This is a genomic window from Microbacterium sp. B24, from assembly GCF_000333415.1.
GTDB lineage: Bacteria > Actinomycetota > Actinomycetes > Actinomycetales > Microbacteriaceae > Microbacterium.
In genome coordinates, this window is sequence record NZ_BADB01000041.1 from 1 (window position 1) to 11,031 (window position 11,031).

An 11,031-nucleotide genomic window follows, 5' to 3' on the forward strand; every position below is an offset into this window, starting at 1 on the left:
CGAGCTCGGTCCCGGGGATCCTCTAGAGTCCCGCCCGCGAACCGTCCGCGCTCTCGTGCAGCGTCGCCATGAACTTGTTGGCGGAGTCGAAGGGGACGACGGCGATGCGGCGTGCGTCAGCGCTGTCGACACCCCCCTTCATGGCGACGACCTTCAGCGCCCCCTCGGTCGGCTCGCCCACCAGCGACCAGCCGAGAAGGTGAGCCCGACCGGCATCCGTACCGTCCGCCACCCGCTCCAGCGATGCATCGTTGCAGAGGTCGGCGACGGCCAGCAACGCCGCCAGGTCTGCGCCGCCAGCAGGGGTGATCGTTCCCGTCGGGTCGTAGCCGAGCCCGGAGACCTCGTAGCGGGAGAGAGGGGTGAGCATGGTGCGCACCGTCATCTCGTTCTTCGTCAGCGTTCCCGTCTTGTCGGAGCACACGGTGGTGACCGAGCCCAGCGCCTCCACGGCGGGCAGCTTGCGCGTGATCGCGTGGCGCCGCGCCATCTGCTGCACCCCGATCGCCAGCGTGATCGTGACCAGGGCGGGAAGCCCCTCCGGAATCGCCGCCACCGCGAAGCCGATCGTCGCCGAGACGAGGTCGGGCAACGGCATCTCGTGCAGGTATCGGCCGATCACCATCATCACCAGCGCCATGCCGAGGATGACGAGTGTCAGCGTCTTGCCGAACGCGGCCAGCTGAGCGGTCAGCGGAGTTTCGAGCGCGCCCGCCTCGCCCACGAGCGCCTGGATCTTGCCGATCTCCGTCCGCGCCCCGGTGCCGGTGACGATGCACACCCCCTGCCCCGCAGTGACGATCGTGCCGGAGAACACCATCGAGGACCGGTCCCCCACCCCCGCTTCCGCCGCGACGGCCGCCGGTGCTTTCGCGGAGGGCATCGACTCACCGGTCAGGGCGGCTTCGTCGACACGCAGCTGGGTGGCCTCGACGATGCGTGCATCGGCGGGCACCTTGTCGCCGGGCATCAGTCGCACCACGTCGCCGGGAACCAGTTCGGAGGCCGCGACGGTCGTCCAACGTCCCTCCCGGCGCACGGTCGCATCCGCGGAGAGCATGCCACGGATGCCGGCGAGGGCCTTCTCCGCCCGCCCTTCCTGGACGTAGCCGATGACGGCGTTGATGACGGCGACGGACACGATCACCCAGAAGTCGAGCCAGTCGCCCATGACGGCCTTGATCGCCGCGGCGGCGAGGAGGATGTAGATCAGGGTGTCGTTGAAGTGCGACAGGAATCGCTGCCACGCCGGCGTGCGCTTCGGCTCAGGCAGAAGGTTGGGCCCGACGACAGCATGTCGGGCTCGCGCGTCGTCCGCCGTCAGGCCGTCCTCTCCGACGCGAAGGAGGCGGCGAACCTCCGCGACGTCAGCGGCGTGCGGGGCGGCAACGGTGAGTTCGACGTCGGCAGCAGCGTGGGCGCTCATACCGCGATCCTAGGAGGCGCGCTTCGCCGCCGCGGGTGCGATCGCCAGGATGACGTCCGGCGACGCTCACGCCGCCGCGACCGGGGGCGGCGGGCTCAGGCGGCGCCGTCGAACATGCTCGTGACCGAGCCGTCCTCGAAGACCTCTTTGATCGCGCGCGCGAGCAGCGGAGCGATGGGCAGAATCGTCAGCCCCGGGAAGCGCTTCTCGTCCGCAAGGGGAATCGTGTCGGTCACGACGACTTCGTCGATCGCCGCATCCTGCAGGCGCTCGGTCGCCGGAGCGCTGAACACCGCGTGCGTGGCCGCCACGATGACCCGTTCGGCCCCGTTGGCCTTCAGCGCCTGCGCCGCCTTGACGATGGTGCCGCCGGTGTCGATCATGTCGTCGACGAGCAGGCAGACGCGACCCTCGACGTGTCCCACGATCTCGTTGACGGTCACCTGGTTGGCGACGTTCGGGTCGCGGCGTTTGTGGATGATCGCGAGAGGCGCTCCGAGCGAGTCGGACCACTGGTCGGCCACGCGCACGCGCCCGGTGTCGGGCGAGACGACGGTGAGCTTGGCACGGTCGTCGGCCGAAAGGCTGTTCTGGAAGTACTCGAGCAGCACGGGCTTGGCGAACAGGTGATCGACCGGTCCATCGAAGAACCCCTGGATCTGAGCGGCGTGCAGGTCCACGCTCATCACGCGGTCGGCACCCGCCGTCTTCAGCAGATCGGCGACGAGACGCGCGCTGATCGGCTCGCGACCGCGACCCTTCTTGTCCTGACGCGAGTACGGGTAATACGGCGCGACGACGGTGATCCGCTTCGCGGAGGCGCGCTTGGCGGCATCCAGCATGATCAGCAGCTCCATGAGCCACTCGTTCACCGGGGGGCCGAAGGACTGGATGATGAAGGCATCGCAGCCGCGGATCGACACCTCGAAGCGGGTCAGGATCTCGCCGGAGGCGAACGTACGATGCTCGGTCGGTACCAGCTCGGTGCCGAGCGCCTGGGCGACGTCATGCGACAGGGTCGGATGCGAGCTGCCGCTGGCGACGACCAGACGCTTCTTGGTCTTGGCGACGAGTCCGGGGGCGATCCCGCGCTCGACGTCCAGGTCAACCGTGTGCTTCTTGCGCGCCATGGTCCGCTTCCTGTGCAGTGCGGGAACGTGCGGCAGCCGCGGCCGCGGCCGTTCCCGGTCGGTGGTTCTCGACCCACCCCTCGACGTTGCGCTGGGGGGCAACGCTCAAGGCGAGAGCTCCGGGCGGGACGTCCTTCCGGATCACCGCACCGGCACCGGTCTTGGCGCCATCTCCGATCCTAACGGGCGCGACGAAGACGTTGTGCGAGCCGGAGTGCACCTCGTCGCCGATCTCGGTGCGATGCTTGGCGATGTCGTCGTAGTTCGCGGTGATCGCGCCGGCGCCGAGGTTCACGCCGCGTCCGATCGTCGTGTCGCCGATGTAGGACAGGTGGGGAACCTTGCTGCCTGCGCCGATGGTGGAGTTCTTCGTCTCCACGAACGTTCCGATCTTGCCTCCGTCGGCCAGCACGGTACCCGGCCGCAGATAGGCGAACGGTCCGACCGAGGCGCCCGCCCCGATGACGGCGAGGGTCGCATCAGTGCGGCGGACGACGGCGTTCTCGCCCACCTCGCAGTCCTCCAGCGTCGTGTCGGGTCCGATCGTGGCGCCGGCAGCCACGGCAGTGGCGCGCAGGATGTGGGTGTTGGGCAATACCGTCACGTCGGGCGCGAGGGTCGCGGTGACATCGATCCAGGTCGTCGCCGGATCCTGAATCGTGACGCCGTCGAGTTGCCACCGGCGCACGGTGCGCGCGTTGAGCAGGCGCCCGGCCTCGGCGAGCTGCGCGCGATCGTTGACGCCGAGCGTCAGCGAGACGTCGGAGACGACGGATGCCGTGACGGCGAGCCCCGCGGTGCGGGCCAGGCCCACGACGTCGGTCAGATACTTCTCGCCCTGCGCGTTCTGGGTGCCCACACGCGCCAGCTGCGAACGCAACATCTCCGCCTGGAAGACGTAGACGCCCGCGTTGATCTCGGTGATCGCCGCTTCCGCGGCCGTGGCGTCCTTCTGCTCGACGATGCGCTCCACGCCGCCGTTGGTGGCGCGCACGACGCGGCCGTAGCCGGTCGCGTCGTCGAGCACGGCCGACAGCAGTGTGATCGCAGCCCGGGACGAGCGGTGGTCTCGGATGAGGGCGCTCAGCGTCTCGGCATCGAGCAGGGGGACGTCACCGGAAAGCACCAGCACGTCGCCGTCGAAATCGGGGACGGCGTCCAGGGCGACTTCGACGGCGCGACCCGTGCCCGGGATCTCGTCCTGGTCGACGACGACGACCTCGGGCGAGATACCGGTCACCGCATCGGCGACGAGATCCCTCTCGTGCCGGACGACGACGAGAACGTGAGCGGGCGACAGGTCGCGGGCCGTGTCGAGAACGTGTCCGACGAGCGGGCGACCCCCGATGCGGTGCAGCACCTTCGGCAGCGACGACCGCATGCGGGTTCCCTGCCCCGCGGCGAGGATCACGACGGCGAGGGACGCATCCAACGTGTTCTCTGTCATGCTCCGCCGCCAGGATTCGAACCTGAACCTCACAGCTCCAAAGGCTGTCGTGCTGCCGTTACACTACGGCGGACCGCACCCCACGAGACGGCGGGTGTGCCGCTCCAGTCTGCCAGTCCCGACCCCGGATGACCGCATCGCCGTGCTCAGGCGAGCATGAGGAAGAGCTTCTCCAGCTCGTCGGCGGTGACGCCGTCTTCCGCGGCTGCACCCTCCGGGTCGGACAGACACTCCCGCAGCGCCGTGGACACGATGGCGAAGCCGGCGCGGTCCAGCGCGCTGGACACCGCCGCCAGCTGGGTCACCACGTCACGACAGGGCTTTCCCTCCTCGACGGCGGCGATGACCGCATCGAGCTGACCCCGCGCGCGGCGCAGGCGATTGGCGATCTTGCGCTGCGCGGCGCCGTCGTGCGCTGTCGCGGCGTCCGACGCGGACGCGTTCGCCGTCATCGTCCGAAGACGCGGGCGAGGAAGCCGCCGCCCGCTTCCTGTTCGTGGCCGGGGCAGCGTTGGGCCGCCGGCACGTTCTTCATCACCTGATCGACGTGCTGGCCGCAGCCGGCCCACGTCGTCTTGCCGCAGGTTCGGCACGTTACTGCTGAGCACATGAAAGTTCTCCTTCTCGTCGTTCGTACGTATGACGTTGTCGGTGGTGCGGCGAAGAGTCCGCGCCGCTCAGATGCGGGCGTGGTCGGAGACGAGCACCGCATCCGCGTGCTCACCGAGAACGGCGCGCAGCGTCAGCATGCCGCCGGACAGGGACGCCGAGTCGAACCCGGCCTGCGCGAGCACGCGGTGCGCGATCGCGGAGCGCACGCCCGACTGGCACATGACGCGCACGGGTCGCCCGGCGGCGGCGGCACGCACCTCGTCGAGCCGGCCGCGCAACGCGTGTGCGGGATGCGAGCGCCCCGGGCAGGTGCCCGGTGGACAGCTCCGCGGGGGTGCGCACGTCGAGGATCAGCGCGGTCTCGGTGACCGCGTCGATCTCCTGCGCGTACCAGAGGCGGAGGGCCCCGCTCCGGACGTTCTCGCCGACCATCCCGACCATGTGNACGGGATCCTTCGCAGAACCGTACGGAGGTGCGTAGGCCAGGTCGAGGTCGATCAGCTCATCCACCGCCCAGCCCGCACGGATGGCCGTCGCGAGCACGTCGATCCTCTTGTCGACCCCGTCGGCGCCGACGGCCTGCGCTCCCAGCAGCAGACCGTCACTCCGACGGATGTGGACGACCAGATGGATCTGCGAGGCGCCGGGAAAGTAGCCGGCGTGCTGGCCCGGATGAAGGTGCAGCGTGTCCGCGTCGATCCCGGCGGCGGCGAGCGCGGCGCGGTTCGCGCCGGTCATCGCCACCGTCTGCGCACCGACACGGACGATCGCCGTGCCGACGGGGCGCGGAAGCGGACGAGCGTGCTCCGGACGGAGAATCGCGTCGGCGACGAGCCGTCCGGCGCGGTTGGCGGGTCCGGCGAGCGCGACGGGACGCACGGCCCCGGTGACGGCGTCGACGGATGCCGTCGCATCACCGACCGCGTAGACGTCGGGCAGCGAGGTACGTCCGTGCTCGTCGATGATCATCGCCCCACGCACGCATGCGACGCCCGCGGCCTCGAAGACCGCCGTGTCGGGACGAACACCCACCGAGAGCACGACGATGTCGGCGTCCAGGCGGGTCCCGTCGTCGAGGACGACGACGTCGCCGTCCTCACCGGATTCGACCGCGGTGGCCGCGGTGCCGGCACGCACCTCGATGCCGAGCGTCCGCAGTTCCGCGGTCACGAGGGCGGCCAGCTCGTCCTCGAGCGGGGGCAGCACGTGCGGCGCGAACTCGACGACGGTGGTGTGCAGCCCACGCTGGGCGAGCGCTTCGGCGGCCTCGATGCCGATGAAGCCCGCTCCGAGCACGACGGCCCGGCGCGCACCGGCCTGGACGCGATCACGCAACGCGACCGCGTCCTCGACGCTGCGCAGCGTCCGCACCCGCGGCGAGTCCAGTCCGGTGATGGGCGGCGTCGCCGCGGCGGCGCCCGGAGCCAGCACGAGGGCGTCGTAGTGCAGGGTGTCGACACCGTCTGCGCTCATCACGGTCACGGTCTTGGCCGCGGCATCCACCGCCGTCACCTCGTGACCGGGGCGCACGTCGAGCGCGAGAGACGCTTTCAGCGAGGCCGGGGTCTGCACGAGCAGAGCGGACTCATCGGCGATCTCTCCGCCGACGTAGTAGGGCAGGCCGCAGTTCGCGAACGAGACGTGCGCGCCGCGCTCGAGGACGATGATCTCGGCCGCCTCATCGAGCCTGCGCGCACGCGCGGCACAGCTCATGCCTCCGGCCACTCCCCCGACGATCACGATGCGCATCTGTTCTCCTTCTCGAACGCGTGTTCACACAATACCCCCGGGGGTATCTTGACGCAACTCCGAGGGCCGCCGTGACGATAATGGAGGCATGTCCACCGAGCACGACGAAGTCGACCGCATCGTCGGCGCGTGGGGCGCCCAGCGACCGGATCTCGACTTCTCGCCGCTGGAGGTGCTCTCGCGAGTGGATCGCCTGTCGCGGCATCTCGACCGGGCGCGACGCGAGGCGTTTCGTCGCAGCGACCTCGAACCCTGGGAGTGGGACGTGCTGTCGGCACTGCGACGGGCCGGCGAGCCCTACCAGCTCAGTCCCAAGCAGCTGCTGCAGCAGACGCTGGTCTCCAGCGGCACGATGACGAACCGCATCGATCGCCTCGTCGGACGCCGCCTGGTGCGCCGCGAGGCCGATCCCGGTGACGGACGCAGCGTTCTGGTGACGATCACCGACGAGGGCAAGACCCGCGTGGATGCCGCGATCACACGCCTCGTCGACGCCGAAGCCCTGCTGCTCAGCGTGCTGTCACGCTCCGATCGCGAGCGACTCGCGGGCCTGCTGCGAAAGCTGTCGCTGGGCTTCGATTCCTGAGAATCACTCTCGACCGATAATCGCTCTCATCTTCATCAAAATATTGCAATTCGTTTATGCGTCTGATCGGATAGACCCATGGACACCGAGCCGGGGCTCACCTCAGCGGCAGAGCTCTTCAAGGTTCTCGGGAACGCGTCGCGACTGGCGCTCCTGAGGATCATCGGCGACGAGTCCCCCACGGTCGGCTCCCTCGTGGAGGCGACCGGAATGTCCCAGCCTCTCGTGTCACAGCACCTCCGAACGCTGCGCCAGGCCGGTCTCGTGATTGCGACCCGGTCGGGCAAGGAGATCTGCTACCGGGTCGCGGATCTGCACGTGACCCACGTGATCGCCGATGCGATCGCGCACGTGCACGAGCCCGTCGACCACGACGACACCATCCACCACGTCGCTCACGACTGAGCACTCACACCCGAAGGACACGACATGACCACCGAGATCCACGCCGAGCACACCACCGCCGAGCACGAGCACGGCGACGCCTGCGGACACGAGGCCGTCACGCACGACGACCACGTCGACTACGTCCACGGCACCCACCACCACGCGCTGCACGGCGACCACTACGACGAGCACGAGTCCGTCGCCGAGCACACGGCCGCCGAGCACGCGCACGGCGACGCCTGCGGACACGAGGCCGTCACGCACGACGACCACGTCGACTACGTCCACGACGGTCACAAGCACGCCGCTCACGGAGACCACTACGACGAGCACTGAGCCCGCCTCAGCGCACCGCGCGCAGAAGGGGTGGNGAGGGATTNTNNNTCACCACCCCTTCTGCCGTTCACAGCGCCCCGGCCGGTTCTCGCCGCACCGCACCGCGGCGCGACGGCATCCGCAGGCTCGCCCCCGCGACCGCGATGACCGAGACCAGGATCAGGGCGGAGGCCGGCGCGAGGGTCGTCCAGGGCGCACGCTCGACGTAGGCGATGCCCTCGGCCAGCAGCAGCCCCCACTCGGGCATCGGCGGCTGCGCCCCGAGACCCAGGAAGCCGAGCGAGGCGAGGGCCAGCGCGATACCCGGAAGACGCAGCATTCCGTGGCGCGCGAGCGGCGGCAGCGCCGTCGGCACGACATGGCGCAGCGTCGCCTCGGCGCGCCCCATGCCGAACACGGGAAGCCATCGCACGTAGCTCAGGGCCCGCGCCTCGGCAAGAAGGCTCCGCGCGTGTGCGGCCAGCGGCGGCCAGCTCACCCAGAGCACGGCCGCCGCCGCTCCCCCGGCCGTTGGGCCGACGAGGGCGGCCACGATGACGCCCGCGATGATCGGCGGCGTCGCGTTCGCGACCTCGACCGGACCTTCCGCCGCTGCGCCCGCGAAGGCGACGAGCACGCCGATCAGCACGCTCGCCAGCACGATCACCAGCGCCGGGCCCAGGGTGCCGAGGGCACCGTGCGCCACCCGCGCGAGGAGGTCGCGCCCGGAGGCGTCGGCGCCGAACGGAAGGGCCCACGACGGCGGAGCCAACCGTGGATGCGCGCTCGCGTACGGGTCGCGGACGATGCCCGCGGCGACGATGAGCGCGAGCAGAGATCCGGCGACGACGAGTGAGACGAGGGCGACGCGATCGCGCGGCCGGTGTTCCGGCGGCGGCGCCAGAGCGCCCTCGGGCAGCGGCCCACCCCAGGCCCAGAGGCGGAGTGCGCCGAAGAGCACCCCCACGGCGATCGCCGCGAGGGCGATGAACAGCACCCCGGCCTGCAGCGCCGGCAGGTCCTGCGCATTGGCCGCGCCCAGCAGGTAGCGCCCGAGCCCGGGGATCGCGAACACCTGCTCGACGGCGACCGCTCCCCCCAGCATCCCGATGAGCACGAGTCCCACCTGATCCACGACGGCGGCGACAGCGCGCCGGACGACGCCGCGCAGCACGGTCGCGGGCGCCGCTCCGGCCAGCCGCCAGATCTGCGTCCAGCGCTCGGTGCTCGCTCCGGCGAGGGCGTCGACCAGCAGACGTCCGATGAGACCGCCGGCCGGGATGCCGAGCGCGAGCGCGGGCAGCACGACGTTGACCATGCCGTGCCAGCCGTAGGGCGGGAACAGTCGCAGCTGCACGGCGAAGACGACCAGGAGCGCGCTCGCGAGGAGGAACTCCGGCATCGCGGTGAGGACGACGCCGGCGGGTCCGGCACCGCGCACCGGCCGGTCGCGGAGCACACGACGGCACGCCGGTGCGACGAGCGCCGCTGCGACGATGAGCGCCACGGCGAGGGCGAAGCCGGCGAGCGTGAGTGAGACGCCGAACGCCGAGACGGCTCCCGGTCCGACCGCGCCGCCGCTGACCCAGGACGTGCCGAGGTCGCCGCGCAGGACCCCCGACCACCAGCGCGCGCTGATGGCCAGGGGACCGCCGTCGAGCCCGAGCTCGGCGCGGATCGAGGCGAGCGCCTCGGGCGTCGGCTCGAGCTCGGCGTAGCGTGCCCGCAGGATCGACGCCGCCGGGTCGCGCTGCGACAGCCAGGGCAGGGCCCCGGCGATCGTCAGCAGCGCGAAGACGGCGACGACCCGCGAGACGAGCGCCGCCGTGTCAGCCCTGCGCATCGCCCGTCGCGGCCGCATCGATCCAGGTGTCGATGGTCACAAGGGTGCGCTCGCGCGGGTCGCGAGCCGCGTCGCGCACGCGCCTCGACTCGCCCTGCACGACGCGCTCGTGGAGCATCGGCACGGCGGCGTCGGTCGCCAGGATCCGCGCCTCGGCGGCGAGGATCGCACGCTGACGCTCGACGCCCGGTGCCGTCCGCGACGCCGTCGAGATGGCCGCGTCGACCTCCGTATCGCACAGCTGCGAAAGGGAGAATCCGCCGCCGCAGGAGAAGTCGGAGGCGAAGGAGGCGACCGGGTCGCCCGAGTCGAGCACCGTCGCACGCGACAGAATGAACGCGTCGAACGCACCGGCGAGCGCATCGGCCTCGATGAACTGGTACTCGCGAACGTCCTGTGTGACGACGAAGCCCGCCGCCTCCAGCTGCTGCTCGACGAGCACCGCGACCTCGGGCAGCTCGGCACGGTCGGTGAAGGTGCCGAGGGTGATCGGCACCGCGTCCACCGTGCCGGGGGTCGCCCGCGACGACAGCAGCGCCTCGTAGGCGGTGGTGTCGCGCGCGCCCACCGTCCACGCGAGGGCCGGACCGAGCAGGCCCCGGGCCTCGTCGGCGCGTCCCTCGTATACCGACGCGATGATCGCGGCGCGGTCGATCGCGGCGCGTGCCGCCGCGCGCACGGCCGGGTCGACGAAGGGCCCCTTCGCCGTGTTCAAGTACAGCGTGTTCGTGCGCGGCATCGGGACCTCGTGGACGAGCTCCGGGTCGACCGTCGCGACCTGTCCGGCGGGGACCGCCTCGACGATGTCGGCCGTGCCGGTGCGGAGGGCGGCCGCCCGCGCGGTGCCGTCCGGCACGAACGAGACGTCGATGCCGGCGAGCTTGGCGCGCCCGCCCCAGTACCCGTCGAACCGGTCGAGGGTGGCGCCGGTGATGCCGTCGACCGCGACGAGACGGAACGGACCGGTGCCGGTGCCGATCGGCGAGACGGTGTCGCCCGTGTACGCGGAGGGAGCGAGGATCGACAGCTGCGGGCTGGACAGGCGCTGCGGCAGCAGCGGGTCGACGTCGGCCGTGGTCACGATGACGGCGTTCCCGTCGGCCCGGGCCTGAAGCCCCACGCCCTTGAGGATGCGCGGCACGGGGCTGGCGGCCGCGGCGCGCTGGAGCGAGCCGACGACGGCGTCGGCCGTCAGGGCCGTCCCGTCGTGGAAGCGCACACCGTCGCGGATCTCGAAGCGCCAGGTGGTGTCGGCAGTCTGCGTCCAGGCGGTCGCGAGCGCGGGCTGGGCGACGGCATCGTCGTCGAGGACGACGAGGGTCTCGNGCGTGCTCCAGCGCGACAGTTTGAACGCGTCGTCGCTCAGCGGCGACAGCCCCGAACGCGGCGGCTGCAGCATGGCGACGGACACGCGTTCATCGGACGCGGCGCCGGGGGGGGCGCCCACGCCGGGGAAGCAGCCGCTCAGTGCCGGAAGGAGAAGGGCGGTCAGGGGGACGGCGGGGATCCTCAGGGATCGTCGGGGGGGGGTCATGG

10 protein-coding genes, 1 tRNA gene and 1 pseudogene are annotated in these 11,031 nt (G+C 71.1%); 3 read left to right on the forward strand and 9 right to left on the reverse strand.

Annotated elements, in window-relative coordinates; genetic code table 11:
* Nucleotides 1–22: 22 nt before the first annotated feature.
* The 7 genes and pseudogenes from I5I_RS00875 to I5I_RS00900 all read right to left on the reverse strand — a co-directional run bounded on the left by I5I_RS00875 (nucleotide 23) and on the right by I5I_RS00900 (nucleotide 6,364).
* On the reverse strand, nucleotides 23–1,426 hold the full coding sequence (locus I5I_RS00875) for a cation-translocating P-type ATPase (protein WP_306305720.1): 1,404 nt from the start codon (nucleotides 1,424–1,426) through the stop codon (nucleotides 23–25).
* A gap of 95 nt (nucleotides 1,427–1,521) precedes the next feature.
* Nucleotides 1,522–2,556, reverse strand: a complete 1,035-nt coding sequence (locus I5I_RS00880) for a ribose-phosphate diphosphokinase (RefSeq protein ID WP_036315232.1) — start codon at nucleotides 2,554–2,556, stop codon at nucleotides 1,522–1,524.
* Nucleotides 2,531–4,003: a bifunctional UDP-N-acetylglucosamine diphosphorylase/glucosamine-1-phosphate N-acetyltransferase GlmU gene (gene glmU / locus I5I_RS00885; RefSeq protein ID WP_036315236.1), complete on the reverse strand. Its 1,473-nt coding sequence runs from the start codon at nucleotides 4,001–4,003 to the stop codon at nucleotides 2,531–2,533. The genes I5I_RS00880 and glmU overlap by 26 nt, the downstream gene beginning before the upstream one ends.
* Nucleotide 4,004: 1 nt before the next feature.
* A tRNA-Gln gene (locus I5I_RS00890) sits at nucleotides 4,005–4,076 on the reverse strand.
* A 73-nt stretch (nucleotides 4,077–4,149) separates the two neighbouring features.
* Entirely contained in the window at nucleotides 4,150–4,455 is a 306-nt protein-coding gene (locus I5I_RS00895) for a metal-sensitive transcriptional regulator (RefSeq protein WP_051039405.1), read from the reverse strand.
* Nucleotides 4,452–4,613: a hypothetical protein gene (locus I5I_RS17020; protein WP_167487204.1), complete on the reverse strand. Its 162-nt coding sequence runs from the start codon at nucleotides 4,611–4,613 to the stop codon at nucleotides 4,452–4,454. The genes I5I_RS00895 and I5I_RS17020 overlap by 4 nt, the downstream gene beginning before the upstream one ends.
* A 67-nt stretch (nucleotides 4,614–4,680) precedes the next feature.
* Nucleotides 4,681–6,364 (reverse strand): annotated as a pseudogene (locus I5I_RS00900) (FAD-dependent oxidoreductase).
* Nucleotides 6,365–6,452: 88 nt separating this feature from the next.
* On the opposite strand from I5I_RS00900, the gene I5I_RS00905 reads away from it, so the two are divergent.
* From I5I_RS00905 to I5I_RS00915, 3 genes are all read left to right on the forward strand, one after another.
* Nucleotides 6,453–6,950, forward strand: coding sequence for a MarR family winged helix-turn-helix transcriptional regulator (locus I5I_RS00905; RefSeq protein ID WP_016464639.1), 498 nt, complete (start codon nucleotides 6,453–6,455; stop codon nucleotides 6,948–6,950).
* Between the two features lie 78 nt (nucleotides 6,951–7,028).
* A complete protein-coding gene (locus I5I_RS00910; RefSeq protein ID WP_036315238.1) occupies nucleotides 7,029–7,355 on the forward strand; it encodes an ArsR/SmtB family transcription factor in 327 nt (108 codons plus the stop codon).
* Nucleotides 7,356–7,379: 24 nt separating this feature from the next.
* Complete coding sequence (locus tag I5I_RS00915) at nucleotides 7,380–7,673, forward strand: hypothetical protein (RefSeq protein ID WP_036315242.1); 294 nt, start codon at nucleotides 7,380–7,382, stop codon at nucleotides 7,671–7,673.
* A 67-nt stretch (nucleotides 7,674–7,740) separates the two neighbouring features.
* Here the strand turns inward: I5I_RS00915 and I5I_RS00920 are convergent, their stop codons facing one another.
* Nucleotides 7,741–9,495, reverse strand: coding sequence for an ABC transporter permease subunit (locus I5I_RS00920; RefSeq protein WP_036315249.1), 1,755 nt, complete (start codon nucleotides 9,493–9,495; stop codon nucleotides 7,741–7,743).
* Nucleotides 9,482–11,029: an ABC transporter substrate-binding protein gene (locus I5I_RS00925; protein WP_051039406.1), complete on the reverse strand. Its 1,548-nt coding sequence runs from the start codon at nucleotides 11,027–11,029 to the stop codon at nucleotides 9,482–9,484. The genes I5I_RS00920 and I5I_RS00925 overlap by 14 nt, the downstream gene beginning before the upstream one ends.
* Nucleotides 11,030–11,031: the final 2 nt, after the last annotated feature.

Excerpts from the sequence above, each read along its gene's own strand:
- I5I_RS00905 (WP_016464639.1), top strand. The coding sequence starts at position 6,453 with ATGTCCACCGAGCACGACGAAGTCGACCGCATCGTCGGCGCGTGGGGC.
- glmU (WP_036315236.1), bottom strand. The coding sequence starts at position 4,003 with ATGACAGAGAACACGTTGGATGCGTCCCTCGCCGTCGTGATCCTCGCC.
- I5I_RS00910 (WP_036315238.1), top strand. The coding sequence starts at position 7,029 with ATGGACACCGAGCCGGGGCTCACCTCAGCGGCAGAGCTCTTCAAGGTT.
- I5I_RS00880 (WP_036315232.1), bottom strand. The coding sequence starts at position 2,556 with ATGGCGCGCAAGAAGCACACGGTTGACCTGGACGTCGAGCGCGGGATC.
- I5I_RS00915 (WP_036315242.1), top strand. The coding sequence starts at position 7,380 with ATGACCACCGAGATCCACGCCGAGCACACCACCGCCGAGCACGAGCAC.
- I5I_RS00875 (WP_306305720.1), bottom strand. The coding sequence starts at position 1,426 with ATGAGCGCCCACGCTGCTGCCGACGTCGAACTCACCGTTGCCGCCCCG.
- I5I_RS17020 (WP_167487204.1), bottom strand. The coding sequence starts at position 4,613 with ATGTGCTCAGCAGTAACGTGCCGAACCTGCGGCAAGACGACGTGGGCC.
- I5I_RS00920 (WP_036315249.1), bottom strand. The coding sequence starts at position 9,495 with ATGCGCAGGGCTGACACGGCGGCGCTCGTCTCGCGGGTCGTCGCCGTC.
- I5I_RS00895 (WP_051039405.1), bottom strand. The coding sequence starts at position 4,455 with ATGACGGCGAACGCGTCCGCGTCGGACGCCGCGACAGCGCACGACGGC.